General features: G+C 48.2%; 18 protein-coding genes. 1 reads left to right on the forward strand and 17 read right to left on the reverse strand.

Annotated elements, in window-relative coordinates:
* Positions 1-135: 135 nt before the first annotated feature.
* From deoD to gpAD87_RS10505, 5 genes are all read right to left on the reverse strand, one after another.
* Positions 136-843, reverse strand: a complete 708-nt coding sequence (gene deoD / locus gpAD87_RS10485; RefSeq protein ID WP_063563894.1) for a purine-nucleoside phosphorylase — start codon at positions 841-843, stop codon at positions 136-138.
* Between the two features lie 146 nt (positions 844-989).
* A complete protein-coding gene (gene deoB / locus gpAD87_RS10490; protein ID WP_064638100.1) occupies positions 990-2,168 on the reverse strand; it encodes a phosphopentomutase in 1,179 nt (392 codons plus the stop codon).
* Positions 2,169-2,200: 32 nt separating this feature from the next.
* A complete protein-coding gene (locus tag gpAD87_RS10495) occupies positions 2,201-3,391 on the reverse strand; it encodes a NupC/NupG family nucleoside CNT transporter (protein ID WP_053780590.1) in 1,191 nt (396 codons plus the stop codon).
* A 272-nt stretch (positions 3,392-3,663) separates the two neighbouring features.
* On the reverse strand, positions 3,664-4,314 hold the full coding sequence (gene deoC / locus gpAD87_RS10500; RefSeq protein ID WP_063563980.1) for a deoxyribose-phosphate aldolase: 651 nt from the start codon (positions 4,312-4,314) through the stop codon (positions 3,664-3,666).
* A gap of 253 nt (positions 4,315-4,567) precedes the next feature.
* Positions 4,568-5,506, reverse strand: coding sequence for a sugar-binding transcriptional regulator (locus gpAD87_RS10505; protein WP_063563981.1), 939 nt, complete (start codon positions 5,504-5,506; stop codon positions 4,568-4,570).
* Between the two features lie 184 nt (positions 5,507-5,690).
* On the opposite strand from gpAD87_RS10505, the gene gpAD87_RS10510 reads away from it, so the two are divergent.
* Entirely contained in the window at positions 5,691-6,317 is a 627-nt protein-coding gene (locus gpAD87_RS10510) for an FMN-dependent NADH-azoreductase (protein WP_063563896.1), read from the forward strand.
* Positions 6,318-6,431: 114 nt separating this feature from the next.
* Here gpAD87_RS10510 and gpAD87_RS10515 read toward each other — a convergent pair whose 3' ends face one another.
* From gpAD87_RS10515 to gpAD87_RS10570, 12 genes are all read right to left on the reverse strand, one after another.
* Complete coding sequence (locus gpAD87_RS10515) at positions 6,432-6,782, reverse strand: hypothetical protein (protein WP_064638102.1); 351 nt, start codon at positions 6,780-6,782, stop codon at positions 6,432-6,434.
* 162 nt (positions 6,783-6,944) lie between these two features.
* A complete protein-coding gene (locus gpAD87_RS10520; protein WP_064640849.1) occupies positions 6,945-8,138 on the reverse strand; it encodes an MFS transporter in 1,194 nt (397 codons plus the stop codon).
* Positions 8,139-8,216: 78 nt separating this feature from the next.
* Complete coding sequence (locus gpAD87_RS10525; RefSeq protein ID WP_064638105.1) at positions 8,217-9,434, reverse strand: M24 family metallopeptidase; 1,218 nt, start codon at positions 9,432-9,434, stop codon at positions 8,217-8,219.
* Entirely contained in the window at positions 9,431-10,270 is an 840-nt protein-coding gene (locus gpAD87_RS10530; protein ID WP_064638110.1) for an ABC transporter permease, read from the reverse strand. Before gpAD87_RS10530 ends, gpAD87_RS10525 begins: the two co-directional genes overlap by 4 nt.
* Positions 10,263-11,180 carry an ABC transporter permease gene (locus gpAD87_RS10535; RefSeq protein WP_064638111.1) on the reverse strand — a complete coding sequence of 306 codons (918 nt, stop codon included), beginning with the start codon at positions 11,178-11,180 and terminating at the stop codon, positions 10,263-10,265. The genes gpAD87_RS10530 and gpAD87_RS10535 overlap by 8 nt, the downstream gene beginning before the upstream one ends.
* Entirely contained in the window at positions 11,177-12,310 is a 1,134-nt protein-coding gene (locus gpAD87_RS10540) for an ABC transporter ATP-binding protein (RefSeq protein ID WP_082935073.1), read from the reverse strand. The genes gpAD87_RS10535 and gpAD87_RS10540 overlap by 4 nt, the downstream gene beginning before the upstream one ends.
* 71 nt (positions 12,311-12,381) lie before the next feature.
* Entirely contained in the window at positions 12,382-13,518 is a 1,137-nt protein-coding gene (locus tag gpAD87_RS10545) for an ABC transporter substrate-binding protein (protein ID WP_064638114.1), read from the reverse strand.
* 74 nt (positions 13,519-13,592) lie between these two features.
* Entirely contained in the window at positions 13,593-15,566 is a 1,974-nt protein-coding gene (locus gpAD87_RS10550) for a hydantoinase B/oxoprolinase family protein (protein WP_064638117.1), read from the reverse strand.
* On the reverse strand, positions 15,563-17,608 hold the full coding sequence (locus gpAD87_RS10555; protein WP_082935074.1) for a hydantoinase/oxoprolinase family protein: 2,046 nt from the start codon (positions 17,606-17,608) through the stop codon (positions 15,563-15,565). Before gpAD87_RS10555 ends, gpAD87_RS10550 begins: the two co-directional genes overlap by 4 nt.
* A 16-nt stretch (positions 17,609-17,624) precedes the next feature.
* A complete protein-coding gene (locus gpAD87_RS10560) occupies positions 17,625-18,377 on the reverse strand; it encodes a FadR/GntR family transcriptional regulator (protein WP_090950051.1) in 753 nt (250 codons plus the stop codon).
* 261 nt (positions 18,378-18,638) lie between these two features.
* Entirely contained in the window at positions 18,639-19,301 is a 663-nt protein-coding gene (locus gpAD87_RS10565; RefSeq protein ID WP_064638129.1) for a class II aldolase/adducin family protein, read from the reverse strand.
* Between the two features lie 53 nt (positions 19,302-19,354).
* Positions 19,355-20,857 carry a rhamnulokinase gene (locus tag gpAD87_RS10570; RefSeq protein ID WP_064638131.1) on the reverse strand — a complete coding sequence of 501 codons (1,503 nt, stop codon included), beginning with the start codon at positions 20,855-20,857 and terminating at the stop codon, positions 19,355-19,357.
* Between the last annotated feature and the right edge of the window lie 14 nt (positions 20,858-20,871).

The following is a 20,871-nucleotide window of genomic DNA, read 5'->3' on the forward strand; positions in this document are numbered from 1 at the left end:
AACCTTTTATAAGGTTGAAACTTGGAGACAAAGGCGAACGCTTCGCTTCTTCAGAATCGATTCCGGTTCCTCCACTACGCTCGTGGAACAAAAGTTTCGATTAAAATCAATTGATACTAATAAATTAAGTGATTTTTACAGCGTAATTGCTGTATCCAGTGCTACTACCATCATGTCGTTGAACGTTTTTTGGCGCTCTTCGGCGGAAGTCTCTTCACCTGTCAGCAAGTGGTCACTTACAGTCAGGATCGTGAGTGCATTTACGCCAAATTTGGCTGCGAGTGTGTACAGTGCAGTTGTTTCCATCTCAACGCCCAGTACGCCGTGCTGCATCAATTTCTCAGTCACGGAACGGTCATCACGATAGAAGGAATCGGAACTGAACACGTTACCGACATGGATTTTCATGCCTTTGGCAGTTGCGCGGTCATAGGCTTCTTTCAACAGGGAGAACGACGCGATCGGGGAGAAGTCATATCCACCAAATACGAGTTTGTTCATGCTGGAATCGGTACATGAAGCTTGAGCAAGGATAACATCACGAACACGTACATGTTCTTGCATACCTCCGCAAGTTCCGACACGAATCAGGTTTTTTACACCGTATTCGCTGATCAGTTCGTTAGCATAGATGCTGAACGATGGAATCCCCATGCCCGAGCCTTGCACCGAGATACGGTGTCCTTGATATGTACCCGTGAATCCGAGCATTCCTCGAACTTCGTTGTAACAAACAACATCTTCAAGGTACGTATCTGCAATAAATTTTGCACGCAATGGGTCTCCTGGCAAAAGGATTGTTTCTGCGATATCTCCGGGTTTAGCTCCAATATGTGTACTCATGATTAAATCTCCTCCAGTTATCCATATGATTGAATGAAGGCCAGGAACCGGAACAGCCGAAGCTGTCCCCGTGGTTATCCTGTCCAACTTTATGTTTCAAGAAAATAACAGCTTTCCCCAAGTTCAGTTAAAGATAAAAATGTTGACTATTTCAAATCCTTCAGGAAGCTTGTGCCATATTCAGGCAGTTTCACTCCGAAGTTCTCAGCTACTGTTGCTCCAACATCCGCAAACGTACTGCGCAGTTCAAGCTTTTTGCCCCCACTGAAGCGTGGAGAATACACAAGCAGTGGCACATACTCACGTGTATGGTCCGTTCCGCGGTAGGTTGGGTCATTACCATGGTCAGCTGTGATGAGCAGCAGATCATCGTCTGTCATTTTGCTGAAGATCTCTTGCAGACGAGCATCATACTCTTCAAGTGCTTGAGCATAACCTTGTGGATCACGACGGTGACCGAACAGGGCATCGAAGTCAACCAGGTTCAGGAAGCTGAGTCCAGTGAACGCCTCATCCATCGTTTCGGACAGTTTGTCCATGCCATCCATGTTGGAGACGGTACGTACAGACTTGGTTACACCTTCGCCATCGTAGATATCTGCGATTTTACCCAAAGCAATCACGTCAAATCCACCATCTTTAAGTTCATTCATCACGGTACGGCCAAAAGGTTTGAGCGCGTAATCATGACGGTTAGCTGTACGCTTCCAGTCACCCGCTTCACCTACAAATGGACGAGCAATAATGCGGCCCAGCATATACGGATCTTCAAGTGTAATTTCACGGCAGAACTCACAGATCTCATACAGTTCCTTCAATGGTACAACGTCCTCATGTGCCGCAATTTGCAAAACCGAATCCGCGGATGTGTATACGATGAGCGCGCCAGTTTCAACATGCTCTGCACCCAGCTCATCCAGAATTTCCGTGCCGCTGGCCGGTTTGTTACCGATCACTTTACGGCCTGTTTTTTCCTCAATGCGTTGAATCAACTCATCCGGGAATCCGTCTGCGAACACGCGGAATGGCGTATCAATGTACAGGCCCATCAGTTCCCAGTGACCCGTCATGGTGTCTTTTCCTCTGGATGCTTCCTGCATCTTGGTGTAAAAGGCTTTTGGTGCATCCGCTACAGGCACACCTTCAATTTCCTTAATATTGGACAGTCCAAGACTGGCCATATGCGGCATCTTCAATCCTCCGCGTTCACGTGCAATGTGACCAAAGGTATCGACATCGAAATCATCGAATTCCGCTGCATCCGGCGCTTCACCAATTCCCACTGAATCCATAACGATCAGATGTACTCTTTTGAATGTTGACATAACTTAAGCACTCCTTCCAATAAATCCGGCTTTTACAAGAACAGTCCGGCGATGATCGCAGACAGCACGCTGACAAGCGATGCACCGTAAAGCAGTTTCAGACCGAAGCGGGCCACCACATTACCTTGTTTCTCATGAAGTCCCTTCACCGCACCGGCAATAATACCGATAGAGGAGAAGTTGGCGAACGATACGAGGAAGACGGATACGATACCTGTTGTTCTGGCAGACAATGTAGTCTGTTTGGTCAGATCAAGCATGGCAACGAATTCGTTGGATACCATTTTGGTAGCCATAATACTTCCCGCTTGAATCGCTTCTTTCCACGGAACACCCATAATGAAGGCAAATGGTGCAAACACATAACCAAGCAGTTCCTGGAACGAAATGCCGAGCACTGCACTGAAGATCCCGTTAACCAGTGCGATCAAAGCAACAAAACCGATTAACATTGCTGCTACGACGATGGCAACTTTGAAACCATCCAAAATGTACTCGCCCAACATTTCGAAGAAGGATTGTTTTTCCTCTTCCTGTACTTCCAATATATCTTCTTCCTCGGAAACCTCATAAGGATTCACGATGGAAGCAATGATAAAACCGCCAAACAGATTCAGTACAAGTGCCGTAACCACATATTTCGGATCAATCATGGACATATAGGCACCGACAATCGACATCGATACCGTGGACATCGCCGAGGCACACAAGGTGTACAGCCGATGTTTCGGCAGCAACCCAATTTGTTTTTTCACAGAAATGAACACTTCAGATTGCCCCAATACAGCCGAAGCAACCGCGTTATATGATTCCAGTTTGCCCATTCCGTTGACTTTGCTTAATACCAGACCAATATATTTTATAACAAAAGGTAAGATTCGGATATACTGCAATATCCCAATGAGCGCTGAGATGACGACGATCGGCATCAATACACTGAGGAAAAACGGCGCGCCCCCACTGTCTGCACCAACGGTAGTCAAGCCACCGAATACAAATGAGATACCGTCATTTGCATAGCCAAGCAAACTTTCAAATACAGTCGCGAAACCGCCAATCAAAAACGTCCCGATTTCTGTGTTCAACAATGCGTATCCCAATATAACTTGCAAAACAATCATGATAATTAGTGGACGATATCGGATCTTCTTCTTACCGTTGCTGACCAGATAAGCTAGTCCAAAGACAACAAGTATACCAAGAAGGGCAATTAGGAATTTCATTCTATCTCTCCTTTGAAGGTAGTTAAGCCGGATGATCATTCAGCTCAAAGGTTTCCCATATATGTGATGAATTAACCTTTCAGAAAACGGTTGAAGCGCTTACAATAAATTCGGTTTTTTATGATTCTCTTTTAATTAAAAATATAAAAATTTGGATCAGCTTTAAAACTTGTTCTCCACATCCATTTATAGATATGAAGAACAAGTTAAACCCTTTTAAAGCATCCAAGCATTCCATCTAGTGGAATTTATCGAGCTAAGTTACTCACGATTTAATAATTAGATGTAGATTGTTCGCCTTGCATGATTTTCACACCGGAACTTGCGCCAATCCGAGTTGCTCCTGCATCGATCATTTTTTGCATGTCTTCCAGACTACGCACGCCGCCGGAAGCTTTAACGCCTACATCTGGACCTACGGTACGGCGCATCAAAGCGATGTCTTCTGGTGTTGCTCCACCCGTAGAGAAACCTGTGGACGTTTTGACAAAATCAGCTCCAGCTTTTACTGCTGCCTGACATGCACGTACTTTCTCTTCATCCGTCAACAGACAAGTTTCGATAATGACTTTCACCAAAGCTTTACCCGCTGCTGCTTCAACAACTGCACGGATATCCTGTTCAACAACGTCATCTTTACCATCTTTCAAAGCACTAATGTTGATGACCATATCCACCTCAGTAGCACCTTTAGCGATCGCGTCTTTAGTTTCGAATGCTTTGGTCTCGGAAGTGGAAGCTCCCAGAGGGAAACCAATAACGGTACAAATATCTACGCCAGTACCTTGAAGCTGTTCAGCAGCATAAGCAACCCAGCCTGGGTTAACACATACAGAAGCAAATTGATATTGTTTCGCTTCTTCGGTCAATTTGGCCATTTCACTTTGTGTTGCATCTGCACGAAGCAAGGTATGATCTATCATTTTGGCTAATTGTGGTGTAGTCAATTCAATCTCCCCTTATCTGAACTAGTTATTTTCTATATCCCTACCCTAACATGAACATATGTAAAAATCAATATGAACTTTTGTTCATCATTGAAATCTTAACACATTCCATGGAAACTTCATTAAACAAAAGGCTTCCCTCACCAAGATGAAATCGTACAGTATAGCTTCTGTCTAAGAAAGCAAAACATCCGCCCATGTCGCGTGGCAGATGTTGTCATCCATTGAATTATAATCGGAGCAAAGCCTGAGCTGTGTATTGATCTGTTACCAAAATGTTGGCGTAATGACCTTTGAGCGCAGCATGAATGGCTTCTATTTTACGTTTTCCCCCGGCCACGAGAATCGATTTTTCCTTATTTCGCAGCTCGGCCAGGTCAATTCCGACGGTTCTGTTGTTAATCTCATCACTGATCAAGCGGCCCTCGGCGTCAAAAAAACGTGAACAAATGTCACCTGCACCTGAATGCATCAGCAATTGCTGTTCTTCATCATTAAAGTACCCCAGTCTGAACAAAAGTGCATCTTCCTTCACTGTACCTACGGTAAACATGGCAATATTCGCCTGTCGGCCAAGTTCCACGATCCTGCCAATATGTCGGTCTGCTTCTACCATTTTTTTGACTTCAATGTTGTCGAAGATCACGGGCAAAGGCAAATATCGGGGAACCGTATGGAAAGCTTCCGCAAATAAATGAACAATTTCTGCCGCATACGTATTCACGTGGGAATGACTTACGCCTCCCTTAAGTTGAACCACTTCCACGCCTTTGACTTGCTTGGGACGAAGCTGACGGGCTACGGCGTTCATGGTTGTCCCCCAGGTTACCCCAATAATGTCCGCATCTTGCACCGTATCTTGTAAGTAATCTGCTGCTCTTTTGCTAATATGTTTCAAAATTTCTTCATCACTCTTCAACGGGGCAAAACATACAAGCGCAGTATCCAGATTATACTTGGCCTTGAGTTCCCCGGCGATAATGTCGATATCCTCCAGCGGGTCCATAATTTCAATGCGAACGTAACCGCGATCTTTCGCATACTGAAGTAACCGAGATACCGTTGGACGTGACACGCCCAGCCTGACCGCAATATCCTGCTGGCTGTAATCCGACTGATAATACAATTTCGCTGCTTCAATGCTTAATCGTTGCTTCTCCAGATCCATTCCCATATGCGCTCATCTCACTCATTCCTATTATCGTTCGATTCACCTTACACCAATGTATTATACATGATTGAGTACCAGGTCACTATCCAGGTATAAAACGTTATAAACGATGCATACTACATCGGTCGCTTATTAATGTCGGCCCTTTTTGGCAAAAAACATCATAGAGAGGAAGAACCGAATGTCTACATTATTGTATATTACTGCCCACCCTCATGACCATGAAACTTCCTTCAGCATGGCTGCAGGTAAAGCGTTTGTGGATGCATATCGTGAAAGCCATTCCTCGGATGAGGTTATTCATCTGGATTTGTATCGCTCGGATATTCCTCATATTGATGCAGATGTATTCAGTGGTTGGGGGAAACTTCAATCCGGCAGCGAATTGACTTCTGAAGAAAAGGCTAAGGTTCAACGTTTGAATGAATTATCGGATCAATTCGCCTCTGCTGACAAATATGTTTTTGTAACACCGATGTGGAACTTCTCTTTTCCTCCAATTATGAAGGCTTATATCGACTCCATCTGCGTGGCTGGTAAAACGTTCCGTTATACGGAACAAGGCCCGGTTGGATTGCTTTCCAACAAAAAGGCACTGCATATTCAGGCTCGTGGCGGCATTTATTCCGAAGGGCCTGCGGCTCAGATGGAATCTGGTCATCGTTACCTGAGCATTATCATGTCTTTCCTGGGTGTTCCAAAGCTTGAAGGCATTTTTGTGGAAGGACATAACCAATATAAGGAACGGGCAGATGAGATCAAACAGCAAGCCATTGAAGAGGCACGTACACTCGCTAAACAGTTTTAACCCTTAACTAAACAAATACAGCAACAAACACAAAACCCGCATGCCAACCCATGAATTATTAATTCCATAGGGCGGCATGCGGGTTTTTATTTTTTTATAATAAACGTTAGAGCTTTATTGATGTCCAGCGCTGGCACGGCTCATGGTTTCAAGTTTGCGAGTAATGGCATGGCGGTCCACTTTCAGTCCCCAAATGGCTTCAATAATCTGTTCTTTCTCTTTGGGACCCTCGGCATTTTTCAGTTGCATTAACAGATCATGCATCTGTTCGTTAATACCTTCAAATTGACTCCAAAGATCCTGTCTAACCTCGGTTGAATCCAGATGATGATTAGCATCCACTTCTTCTTTCAATGCTTGCAGAATGGCCTCTTTCCACTCCTCATCACCTAGCTGTTTCGCTATGTTCAGGAGATCCAGATAATCGTCAACAAGAAGTGAGTTCAGTTCAGCATGTGTTTTCATCGTTTATTGCATCCCCTTTGCATCTATTTACCCAGTATTATACTCGGTATTTCGGGATATGCAATACTTGTCGAAAAAAGTTAGTTATTGTATTAGGGACTATTGGATGATTATGGGTCAAAATGAGTGCTTTTTATTACCGAACTTTCGATCTATGTTTAGCTAAAAAGTAAGCTTATGTTCTTGTACCCTTTCTATAAGCAACCGACACAATATAAAGCCGATTACCACATACAGACCAATCATGCCCACAATGCCAATCCAACCCAGATGGCTGTAAAGTAGTCCCCCTCCAGTTCCGCTGACACTTGATCCCACGTAGTAGAAAAACAAATACAAGGCATTGGCCTGGGATTTATGCTGATCTGCCACGAGTCCAACCCAGCTGCTGGCGATGGAATGTCCGCCAAAGAAACCAAAGGCAAACAGGGCAAGTCCAATTATTTTGACCCAAAGTTCGGGGTGAATGGTACAGACTGCACCGGCCAGTATAATACCTAGCGCGATTCCAAGGACATTCGATCTTCCATACCGATCTGCAAGCCTACCCATCCAGGTGCTGCTCAACGTACCCATAAGGTACACAACAAAAAGGCTACCGACGATGGACTGGCTAAGATGATAAGGTTCTCCTGTCAATTCAAATCCAATGTAGTTGAATAACGTCACGAAGCCCCCCATCAGAAGAAATCCCAATCCGTAAAGGCAAAGTAGACGTGGATTCCGACACTGTGACCACAAAAGCGGAATGATCTTTTTGAATCCAGGAGTCGCTTTGACAAAATGGCGGGATGGCGGGATGACAAGCCAGAAAATAACAGCCGCACATAGGCCAAGAATACCGATAAAACCAATTGCAGCACGCCAACTGAACCAGTCTGTGATCACGCCGCTGATAAAACGACCAGCCATACCCCCGATCGAATTTCCGCTGATATAGAGGCCCATGGCATACCCTAGACTGGCAGGCTCAATCTCTTCGGACAGATATGTCATGGCTGTCGCGGGCAGCCCGGCAAGTGCAACTCCCTGGAGAATGCGAAGCAGAAGCAGCTCAGTAAATCCAGGGCTAAACGCGCTAATCATAGCAATAATAGATGAGACAACTAAAGCAGTCGTCATAATGAAACGTCTTCCCAATGAATCAGATAAGGAACCGATGAATAACATGGTCAGTGCCATGGCAATCGTCGTAACTGAGAGGGTAAGACTGGAATGTGCAGGCGAGATCGCAAATGCCTCGCTAATCTCGGGCATCAGGGGCTGGAGGCTGTATAGTAACGCAAAAGTTACAAAACCTCCGGCAAACAGCGCAAGACTAATGTTACGAAACGTCTTAGTTCCCTGCTGAATCATGATATTCCAACTTTCTCGGCAGGAAAGCTCCATGATCGGCTGCTGACTGATCGCTTGGCTGAAGCCTTCCATTAATCGTTATTTGATGAACAGTTTACGCTCCATATGAGTCAAAAACTCATATCCATCTGGAGTTACAACAACCGTGTCCTCGATTTGGAAGCCACCAGCGCCGAGCTCATAATATGGTACCTCCACACACAGCACCATGCCAGGCTCCAGTATGCGCTGGTCACCAGGAGAAAGAGTCATGTCGTCATACAGTTCCAAGCCAATGGCATGACCAACATGCTGTCGTCGGTAATGCGGAATTCCCTCACGCTGCACGCGAGACACAGCCGCATGAAAGACGTCGGAAGCCTTGACGCCAGGGCGTACGGTTTCAAGTGCCGTCTCCCATCCACTTTTTACTGCATTAAAATGTTTTTTCATCCAGGGAGTTGGCTCTCCTGCCACAACGGTACGCCCTGTATCTCCCCAGTATCCTTCCAGTTGCAAGCACAGATCAAAGCGGATCTGATCGCCTGACTCGATGGTATGAAAATAATTTTCGATGAGCGGCAGCGCACTGCGCGGACCCGCTCCTACCGCAGTCATTGCAGGAGTCCCACCTGCTTTCATCACAGATAGCCGATAATGGTCAGCAAGCTGCTTCTCATGAACACCGGCTGCGATCAGATCAATCAGCTCTTGCTCAATCCGTTCATTGACTTGGGCAGCCTGTCGGAGCTGCTCGATTTCGAAAGGCGTCTTAACCAAGCGGATTTGGCGAAATAGCTTGTACGCGTGAACAACTGCTCCTTGAGGCGCATCCTCCGTGATCCGTGCCAAAAGTTCAGGAGCGATTCGCATCTCATCGATTCCAATCGGTTGATTCTCGATGTCGAGTTGTTTCAGTGCAGCTTTAAGCGCTTCTATCGGCCCTGGATGAATGACTGTCGTTTGTAGCAGAGAGTAGAACAGATCAATGTCATCCGTAGAAGGTTTGCCTTCGATCGAACCTTCCACGAAGAAGTCACTGTAGGCAAATATATCTACTCCAGTGATACCGAATTGGGCCACAACGCCCAAACGATTCGTCGGAATGACGATACATGGCCGAGCGGATCGGTCGGCAGGTAGAATGGCGTAAATCTGCATGGTCCAGTTGCTTGCGCGTAGCTGGGAGCCGATGACATAGTGAATATTTTCCGGAGTTGTTGCGATCAGGGCACGAAGTCCCTGAGTTTTCATTACGTCTTCCGCCCGGTCCCGGTTGAGACCCGAGCTGTGGGATATATGATTTGAATTGTTCATGATTCAGACCTCCTTTTGTTTTTCCTGCCCCCAAACAAACTTTCAAGTCCAGGTACTGAGCGCAATACCAGCTTGATGATCATGAACAAGGCCAGTGCAAAAGCGATAAGTACGACAGATACAACAGCGATCGTCGGGTCCTGCCACTTTTCCATATAAAGAAACAGTTGTATCGGCAGAGTGTAGCTGTCCTGACGAAGCAGCAGTAGTGCAGCCTCTACCTGGTCAAAAGTGAAGACAAATGCGATTGACCCTGAAAGGAGCAGAGATAGTCTAAGCTGTGGCAATGTGATTGTAAAAAAGATACGCAGTGGCCCTGCTCCAAGGTCTGCTGCCGCCTCTCGGTGTGCGGGTTGCAGGTTGGCCAATGCACTGCCTACAAGTGTTAGCACGAATGGAAGCACGATGACCGCTTCACCCAAAATAAGAGCGAACAATCCGCCTGCAATATGCATTTTGGAGAACAAAATTAGATACGCAATACCAAGCGTAATTTTCGGCATAACCATTGGGGATACAAAAAAGGCTCTTAAGATGCCAGCACCCGGGAAAGGGTAATGTACGATAGCCAGCGCCGCAAGTGTTCCGGTAATCAGCGCCAGCAATACCGCTCCAGTGGAGGCAATCAGACTGTTCTTGAATGCAACGAGAAACTGAGTCTGCTCTCCCAGATTCGCATACCACTTCAGGGTAAGACCTTCCGGCGGGAATTTACTGGCCGATCCGGAACCTACTGATGTCAATAGGATCATGAGCAGTGGCAACAGTAAATAAACTGCTACAGCCCCTGCAAATATATAGAGCAGCAATTTAGTGAACCTTTTCGACTTAACCATAAGCCTGCTCTCCCTTCCGGGAACGACGGAACATCAGCATTTCGGCTCCTTTATTGACCAAAAGTGAAACGATGATGGAAGAAACGAGCAAGAATATACTTGCTACCGCAGCCATCGGCCAGTTGGTATCCAGTGTTCGCTGGTAAATAAATACCGGCAGTGTCATGACTCTGCCTCCGCCAATCAGTTGGGGCGTTGTAAAGGCCGTGAGGCATAGCGTGAATACAATCTGTACCCCGCTAGCAATACCTCTCGCTGATAAAGGCAGGGTAATCGTGAGGAATGTCCGCCAGCTTCCTGCTCCCAGATCCTGTGCAGCCGCTTTTAGCGAAGCGTCACTTTGCGACAATACATTCAGGATCGGAAAGACCATGAACGGCAGAAAAATATGAACAAGAGCGACGACCACACCAGTCTCGTTATATATCATACTGAAGCCATCATCCGTGATTCCAAGTCGTATAAACAGCCAGTTCATGAAACCCTGTTTGGATAGCAGCAGCTGCCAGCCATAGGATCGAACAACCGCGCTGACCAGCAGCGGAAGAAACGTAAGCAGCAGCAACAATTGCTTCATGCCCGGTTTCTTCAGGCCGGCAATACAATAAGCTAGCGGGTATGCAAGCAGCAGGCTCCATAGCGTGACCTTGAAGGCAACGCGAAATGTGGTGCCTATCAGCTTCCAATAGTACGGATCGGACAGAAAAGCACGATAGGCATCCCACTCCCAGCCCCGGATGAGCTTGCCATTTTCATAGATATCAAAGCTGTACCTGCCAAAGATGAGCAGGCCACCCAGATACACGATGCCCATCAGGGTCAGAGCGGGTAGCAGAAGAAGCAACTGGGTAATCCACCGGCGGTTTTTGGATGAATACAGATTCACGATCCGATCCGTAACCCGATTCATATCCCTTCCTCCTGTACCGGATTAAGCAGCAAAGGTTCGGATAACAAGAGCGCTTCCTCCGGATCAAAGCCAATCTGGATTGGCTCCCCCGGGCTAAAACGTGAGGCTCCCCGCTGATGCAGTACACTGGCCTGAACCAGAAACCCCTCAGCAATCTGGATCGTGTAACGAATATTTGCCCCGCCATACACTGCTTCTATGACACGTCCATCCAGCTTGTTCAGGCAAGGGTTCGCATCCTCTCCAAGTCGAATATATTCGTTGCGAATGGACAACGAGTGCCGGTCACCTATTAGGGCAACCGGGGTGTCCTCATTTGTCTTCACCAACAGCGAATACCCGAAGCATTCAACCCGGATTCCATTCGTATCCTGTCCAAGCACCGTTGTTGCCAGAAGATTGGTATCGCCGATGAACTTGGCCACGAAGCTGTCTGCCGGTCTTTCATAGATTTCATCAGGCGTAGCATATTGCAGCAGCTTGCCAGCGCGCATGACGCCGATCCGATCTGACATGTTCATGGCTTCATTCTGATCATGCGTTACAAAGATGAACGTACCGCCGAACTCTCGTTGTATGCGTTTCAGTTCGCGCTGCATATCCAGACGCAGCTGCATATCCAGTGCGGAAAGTGGCTCATCGAGCAGCAAAACTTCGGGTCTGTTGATTAACGCGCGAGCAATGGCTACGCGTTGAGCCTGCCCCCCGGATAACTGGGAAACAGCTCGTCTGCCATAATCTCCGAGCTGTACCAGCTCAAGCATTTCGTGTACCTGCTTCCTGATATCGGCTTTCGGTAACTTCTTCACCTTTAGCCCATAGGCGATGTTGTTGAATACGTCCATATGTGGGAATAGCGCAAGCTGCTGAAAAATCATGTTGCTGTTGCGTCCGTAGGCCGGGATGCCGGTTACATCCCGACCTCCCAGCATAATGCACCCCTGATCCGGCTGCTCAAGTCCGCCAAGCATCCGCAGCAGTGTTGTTTTGCCACAGCCACTCGGACCTAACAGGGAAACGAATTCTCCCTTCTTCACCTGTAGTGACACATGGTTAACCGCTGCTCGCTCTCCGTAGGTCTTTGTGACTTCTCTTGTTTCAATGGAAATGAGTTCTTGTTCACTGCTCATCTCTGTTTCCCTCCCGTCCATAACGGGTTCGAAATAGAACCCGTTATCATGGTTTGTCTGAAAACCATCATTTATTGAAGTTTGGTTTTGACGAGTCGGTCCCATAGATCCTTCCAGGAAGAGCTGTTTTGAGCAAGAACATCCCAGTCAGGACTAATCCCGTTGCTCTGTGTTTCCACGGAGAAGGAAGGATCGTCCTTGTATTTGTCCGGAACGGCAGCAGTCGTGCTGGTTACCGGTGTACCTGTTGCTTCTGCATATTGTGACAGCGCCTCTGCGCTCAGCAGCTCGTTGATAATTTCGTTGGCTACACGTGTCTGCTCAGGTGTTGACCCCTTCACAACCTGAAGTGTGTACGGGAAGGAAATGGCTCCTTCGCTCGGATACGCTACAGCGAGTGGAGAACCGCCGTCAATCCATGTCTGTGCAACCTGTGCACTGAAAGGAGCAATCAGAGCATCTCCCGACTCCAGAAGAGCCTTCAACTGGTCATTGGATGTAACCAATGTACCGATCTGGTCACTGTGATCTGCCCAGAACTGGAATGCTGGCTCCGGATTCTCATACGATGCGCCAAGCTCCTGTCCTTTGACTGCAACAAGTGGAGAGATATAGGAATAGAACATGTAGTCCCAAAGTGCCGTTTTCCCTTTGAATTCCTCGTTATCCCACAGATCATTCCAGCTAGTTGGCGGTGTTTTTACAAGGTCTTTGTTATAGATAAGCGCGAAGCTCGAAACTCCCCACACGACACCCTTGTTGTCAGGCTTGTGGAACTGCTCCGGGATATCCTTGATATTGGTCACGATGCTTGTATCCAGTGGCTCCCACATATCATCGTTCAAGCCTTTTGCCGTCGCATCTGCGTTGAAGTAACCAAAGTTGACAACTGGATTGTTGGGATCAGCCTGCTTGCCAGCGACCATTTTCGGATACATGACTGCATTGGATGATTCTTCAAAAGTAACTTCGACATTTGGATGCTCTTTGACGTAATTTGCAACCACTTCTTTTGGAACGACATCCTGATTGGAGCCAGCCCAGATAAACATGGTCAGTTTAACCTTGTCTCCGCTTCCTCCAGAAGAATCGGGCCCTCCTGCTGTATTGCTGGAGCTGCTTGCTCCACCGCATGCAGAGAGAACCAGTGTACCGGCCAGTGTCAGTGAGGCGAGGCTGAGAAAGCGTTTCTTGTTTGATTTAAACATGAGAATTTCCCCCATCGATTTAGTTGGTTTATAAATGTGACAAAAATTAATTCGTTTTTCCTTGATGTACCTTATCAATGCAATCCTATTTTCTGACGCAACCCTTCCATAATGCCTGATATCTCATGTGGAGATACGGATACGGTCGCAGTTTGCTTCTCCTCCACGGCTCCCATGGTCTGACGCTTCAGGTAGTCTCTGAGTGCCAGCGGAACATTCAGCAGCGCCTGATTCAGCGATACTTGCATCTCGTCAGTCCATATGGCCTCGAACTGTTTCCTTGTCCAGCCATAATCGAATTCTTCCTGCTGCCGTTCCCGCTTGGCCCGCAACTGTCTGGTCTCACTCACGTTCAGGTTCCGGCCTTCTATGACGACACCATACAGTTCAAGAGCTTTTTCCGTCGATACCAGTCCTCTTCTAACATCCTCCAGAACCAGCATTGGATCCCGATCAAATGGATCGCCATATCCACCTCCGCCCTGTGACAGGAACGTCACCGTCTCTCCGGGTTGGAGCAGCAACTCATCAATTCTTCCCAGATGGTGTTCACTTGCACGTCCAGCATTGAGAATCGCTTCCCCGTGGGTACCAACACCTCCGCCAAGCCTGCCCCACGGATGAAACTCCATACGCTCCATATTTCTGGCAGTCATTACGGTATCTGGTGTAAGAATTTTGACACACAGGTCGATTCCGCTTCCACCACGGAAGGTTCCAGCACCAGCAGAATCAGCACGAAGGCCATAATGCTCTATGAGCACAGGCATTTCGGATTCTACTGTTTCTGCAGGAATGTTTCGAAGATGACCCACGGCAAAATCCATGCCATCAATTCCGTCCTTCATCGGTCTTGCTCCTGAACCGCCACATATCGGCTGGATCACGCCAACCTTTTTTTTGCCATCTGACGCATCTGTCATCGCCATCATAACGATGCATGCCTGTCCGGCTCCTGCGGCGGGAACCTTACTTGCCTGAGCTTTTCCAAGAGCACCTGTGATGACATCCATTAGCCGAATAAAGGTAGCTGCTCGTGCGCCAACCGCCGCCATCGGCTCCGGGTTGAGAACTGAAGCCGGTGGTGCGTAATTTCGAACCATGCGAATCATGCCCGAATTCCATGGAATTGTTGGATCGAGCGTACGGAAATAACGAATGAGTGCGGGAACCAACATGTAATGCCCCTGTTGATTGTGGGTAGGAATATTGAACGATGCTCTGACCTGAGGGTCGGTTCCGCTAAAGTCCAGATGAATATCACTGCCCGCGATTGTCATTTTGCAGCGCAATCGGATGGGATAACCGCCAGGACCTTTCTCCAGATAGTCCCAAAACTCATACGAACCGTCCGGGATCTCCTGTACGATGGCGCGTGCCTTTAACTCAGCGTATTCCAGCAAATGCTCAATGCCCTGCTGAATTCGCTCTACTCCGTAGCGGCCGATAAGCTCTTCTAGTCGCTGCTCCCCCCGATTCAAGGCTGCCATCAGTGCCTTGAGATCACCGAGGTTTTGCTCCGGAATGCGGCTATTGTCCAGAAACATGCGCAGTATCTGCTCATTAAGAACGCCTGCTTCATACAGCTTGACTGGCGCAATTCGAATGCCTTCCATATGAATATCGTAGGCGCTTGGAGATACGCTCCCCGGTACCTTACCACCTACATCGGAAGAATGAACGAAGCACATGCCGTATGCGATAATTTCACCATTGTGAAAGTAGGGCTTGATCAGATGAACATCCGGTAGATGTGTCACCATGCCTTTGGTGGAATAAGGATCATTGCAGATGACCAGATCGCCTTCCTTCCAGTCTGTAATGCTGTTTATGGTCGCCGCGGCGGGGATGCCAAGGGACAGATTGTAACCCGTCTCCAATGGTGACCCAAACGTTTCCCCGGATGGTGACAAGAGGTAGGTTCCAAAATCGCCCGTTTCTTTAACAAAAGCGGTGAATCCCGTGCGCAGCACGACATTGGCCATTTCCTCCACCGCAGCCTGAATCCGGTTGTTGAAAATTTCAAGAAAAACCTTGTCGCCAATCATTGCTCCACCTCCCCAATCACATTACCGTTACCATCCCGGTATACCGTAAACCCAGGCGGGATGAAAATGGTTGTATCATATTCCTCCACAATAACGGGCCCAAGAATGGGCATATCCAGTGGGATCTGTCCCCTCTTTAGAACTTTTGCTATTCGCTGTTCGTGGTCAAAAGTGATGATCCGTTCTTCTGCTTCACTCTCATCGAATGGCAACTCTGCCGGAGATGCTGTGCTTTGGGTGGGCAGAATGCCAACAATGGTCGCTCTCAGACTAACGAACATCACATCAGCTTCCGGCTGGCTGATGCCAAACACATTTTGGTAGTACATATGGAATTTGATCCTTGCTTTCTCAGGATCGGCGATTTCTTCGGATGTGAGCGTAACCTCCAAATCAAAGGCCTGACCTTCGTAACGCATGTCGGCGCTGTATAAGCAATAGATATGTTCCAGTTTCACTCCGCCGCGGGCTTCCTCTTCAACCCAACTACGCCCTTGATGCTCCAGTCTGGTGTATAGATTCGCTAACTCACCAGGCTCAAGCGTGTGACTGTTTTTGTGCAAGGTATGAACGAAATCATTGCGAAGGTTTGCAACCGTGCAGCCCATGGCACAAAGTGTTCCTGGAGATGGCGGGATCAGCACTCGGCGGATGCCCACTTCACGCGCCATGAGAAAAGCATGCATCGGCCCAGCTCCACCATAGGCGAGCAGCGTAAAGTCCCGGGGATCAACCCCCTTGCGTGCCATGAGCGGAGAGAACTGGGCATACATATTGGCGGTGGCCACATCAAGAATGGCCTGTGCAGTTTGCGTGGGACTTAGTTCAAGCCGTTCGCCAAGATTGCCCAGAGCACGTTCTGCAAGCTCGGGGTAAAGATTCATCTGTCCGCCAAGGAATCGATCAGCCTGCAAAATGCCCAGTTGCAGATAAGCATCCGTTGTTGTTGGCTCTTCTCCCCCACGATGATAGGAGGCTGGACCCGGATTGGCTCCTGCGCTTCGTGGTCCCACCTTGAGTACGCCTACGGAATCGAGCCAGGCAATTGAGCCCCCACCCGCTCCAATCGCGGTTACATCCACAGCGGGAATGATGACTGGAAAATCCCCAACCTTATTCTCGGTAGAATAGGCAGGCTCTTTATCGATGAGGGCAACATCAACGCTTGTCCCGCCCATGTCGAACGTGATGACTTGATGAATACCGGCCTGCTCAGCAATATGGGTTGCGGCGATGACGCCGGAAGCAGGTCCGGACAGAAGAGTACGTACAGGCTCTTTGGCCGCTCTGGCCGCCGTCATGATTCCACCATTGGACATCGTGGACAGCAGATTGGCTTTCAGACCGTAAGCGCCAATTCCTTCTTGCAGACGCAGAAAGTATGATCCCATGCGTTCCCCAACATATGCATTCATAGCTGTGGCGAGTGTACGTTCGTATTCACGCTGCTGCGGCCAAATGGCACTGCTTCTGCAGAGAAACAGGTGCGGATGACGTTCCCTGATTAACTCTTCCGCGTGCTTCTCATGAGCAGGATTGACATAAGCGTGCAAGAAACTGATCGCCAAGGCAGTAACCCCCTCTTCCACCAGCTCGTCTACCGCTTGAAGCAGTTGCTTCTGATCCAGTGGTTGAAGTATGCTACCGCTCGCAAGTGCTCGCTCATCCACTTCCTTAACGAGATGTCTTGGAACAAGCGCATCGGTCTTGTCACCATACAGATTGGTTGTATCCTCGAGTCGTAGCCTCCGAATCTCGAGAATATCCCTGAACCCTTTGGTGACCAACAGACCTGTAACTGCGCCGTTACGCTCAATTAGGGTGTTAACCCCAAGTGTTGTTCCGTGCACAAACAGATCGATCTCATGAAGATCGACTCCGCTTTCCTTGAGCTGATCAAGTGCATTAAAAATCGCCTGTTCCGGAGCTACTGCAATCGATGGCGTTTTCAGTGCCGCAATCACCCTGCCATGATTGTCCATAACCAGGGCATCCGTGAATGTGCCTCCGATATCTATACCTAATCGATAAATTGTTTTCACAAGCTCAACTCCTTTATCACCGGGTCTCATCCGAAGTTATATTAAGGTTCTGCATGGCAAAATATCGTTTGACATCCTCAATCATCTGGTTAATATGATTCACCATTGCCGCTTCAGCCTGTTCCGGGGAGCCTGCTGCTACTGCCTCAAGAATCCGCTGGTGGTCCACGACCAGTTCGCTACCTACTCTTTGCCTAATATAAGCTGTTTCCAGGAAATCACGGCTTGTCTCCCAGACGAGTTCAACCGCATGCAGCAGAATCTGGTTTTGAGCCGCATAAGCCAGTAGCCTGTGAAATTCCCGGTCCTCCTCGTAAGGAATAATATTCTGGGAAAGCAACTGATGCTGGGTAGCAATAGAGGCTTCCAGTAGCACTATGTATTCTTTGGAGGCTCGTTGTGCTGCCAGGGAAGCAATTTCCCGTTCCAGAGCCCTTCTGGCTACAAGGACATCAAGCAGAGCCTTTTCACCGGAATGGTTCAGCATCTGAATGAGCTGGGAATTTACACTTTTTTGCTGTAAATCCTTCTCCAGAATCTTGATTCGTTCCAGCCCCTGTTCGGTCAGAACCCTTCCCCTCCGGCCCTCCAGTATCGTGAAACCTTCAACGTCCATCTCCATAAGTCTTCTTCCGATTGTAGCCTGACTTAGACCGTACGTTTTGCCCAGGGTATGAACCAACGTGCTGGCCCCGATGGGAGCGCTCGCGTCCCGAAGCTGCTTCAGCAGTTCGTATTCCAACTCCAATTCGTTTAGCTCAGGACCCACTAAATTCACTCCTCATATATAAATAATTGTAGTTTTTTGTTGTTACTCACTGATGATTAACGACAGTATACCTTCAATCGACAATAATTTCAATAATTCTTACCCAATTACTATGTATTATTTTTTCCACCATGTACTCCCCGTTTGATCCAAAATAAAAAAAGAGCAATTCACATCCTGTATTCCAGATTTTTTTCTGGAGGACGTAATCTGCTCTTTGTTGAGATAACCTTTAAATTTAGTTTAATTATAAATATTCATTTACGACTTGAGTTGTTGCAGTAGCTGTACGCGGTAGGCTTCACTTTCAAGAGATTGGATCTCCTTGTATTCTTCCGCAGTAAGCACTTTAGGCTCCCCTGCTGCCTTGGCGATCATGTACACCTTGGCGCTTTCCTCCACCACCTGGGTGCGGTAGTAGGCTTCGCGCAGGTTTTTACCTGTCGTGACCAATCCGTGGTTAACCAGAATAAGCGCTGTGTGCTCTTCAACCTTGGCAGCTACCGCATCAGCAAGAAGTTTGGTTGTGGGCAGAACATAAGGGACAAAGCCAATATCGCCTACCAGTGCCGACTGATCAGGGAACAAATGAGGCAATTCATCGAAAACGAGACTCAGGGCGATGGTGTATGCCGGATGTGTATGCACAATGGCTTGAATGTCAGGGTTGACCCGATAGCTATACAGATGCATCAACACCTCGGAGGAAGGGCGTGTTGATCCGGCACGTGTCTCTCCTGTCGCAATATCAATCGCGATCCATTCGTCAGGTTCCAGATCCTCTAGTGCGTAACCACTCGGCGAAAGAAGCATCGTTCCTTCGAAACGGGCGCTCAGATTTCCCCCAGGTCCAACCACCAGTCCATGAGCAACCGCTCTGCGGGCATATTTGGTCAATTCTTCCCTTACCTGTTGTTCAGACATGTTCTGCTCCACTCCTTTGACTTTTCTTTTTAAGCATTTTACAAAATGCTCATCTAATTGGATTTGCTCGCCAATGTTTGATTCAGGTGTTGGTATCTTACGTAGGCTTCCTGCCATCTTGCGGTGTCTTCTGGCTCATAGGTTTCGGGAGAAAAGGAAGAAGCCATAACTTCTCGCACCTCGGACAAGCTGCTCACTTCGCCATGTGCCAGCAATTGCAGCATGCAATTTCCGGCTGAAGTTGCCTCGGCAGGACCCGCTATCACCGGAATCCCTGCTGCATTCGCCGTAAATTGACACAATAAGCGATTATGCACACCGCCACCGACCATATGAATCAACCGTGGCCGAGTGCCTGTAATTAGCTCCAGTTCATCCAGAGTCTGTCTGAACTCCAGTGCCAAACTTTCGAGAATACAACGCACAATGGCTCCGGTCGATTCGGGTATTGCTTGCCCGCTGGCACTGCACTGTTGCCGGATTCGCTCTGGCATGTCGCCTGGTGCCAAATACACCCCATCACCGGGCGATACATAACATTGATGAGCGGTTGCCGAAGCAGCGAGCTGGACCAGTTCCTCATGAGTAAAACGTTGATTCTCCCGTTCCCACTGCCGTTTGCACTCCTGCAATAACCACAGGCCTGAGCGATTCTTCAAGGTTCGCACTTTGCCATTTACCGTGCCCTCATTGGTGAACCCTAGTTGACGGCTAAGATTATCCAATACAGGACTGTCGCGTTCCACCCCCATGAGTGACCAGGTGCCACAGCTAATAAAGGCAAATTCCGAATCGGTCGCAGGAATGGCTGCTAATGCAGATGCTGTATCATGTGAACCTACAGATATCACTTGCATCGGTCCAGTCTTCAACTCTGCACACAAGTCATCTGTTAACTGCCCCAGCACCGTGCTTGGCTGTACGAGAGGTGGGAATAACGTCTCCGGGATACCCAGTCGGCCAATCAATTGTTCATTCCAACGGGCCTCTCCTACATGCAATAATCCGCTTGTACTGGCAATTGTGTACTCGCTGGCCTGCTGACCAGATAGATAATAATTAAACAAATCCGGCATCAATAACATGCGCACATCTGGCCGCAGAGCTTCCGAGTGCTCGCGCACACTTCCAAGTAGTTGAAATACGGTATTTATCTGTTGTGGCAGGACACCGGACATGGAATATAGCTCTTCTTCATTCACCATCCGCAGGGCTTCTTCCATCCACTTCGCATTACGCGTTTCCCGGTAATGGCGGGGGTTGAAGCATAATCTTCCCTCCCCGTCCACTAATCCATAGTCGACTCCCCACGTATCCACAGCAATGGAACGGACCGGTTGGGAGATGCCTTGCATGCCCTTTACAATCCCTTGTTTCAGTTCGTGGAAAAGTCGCAGGAAATCCCAGTACAATCCGTCTCCCAGCTGTACAGGATCGTTACTGAATCGATGCACTTCCTCTAACGAGAGCTTACTCCCGTCAAAAGTCCCACGGACTACTCGGCCGCTTCCGGCGCCGTAATCGGCAGCAAGCACATGTGTTGCTTGAGTTCCCATCTCTCATGCCTCCT

The organism is Paenibacillus sp. AD87 (assembly GCF_001659845.1).
In the GTDB taxonomy this organism is placed as follows: Bacteria; Bacillota; Bacilli; order Paenibacillales; family Paenibacillaceae; genus Paenibacillus; species Paenibacillus marchantiae.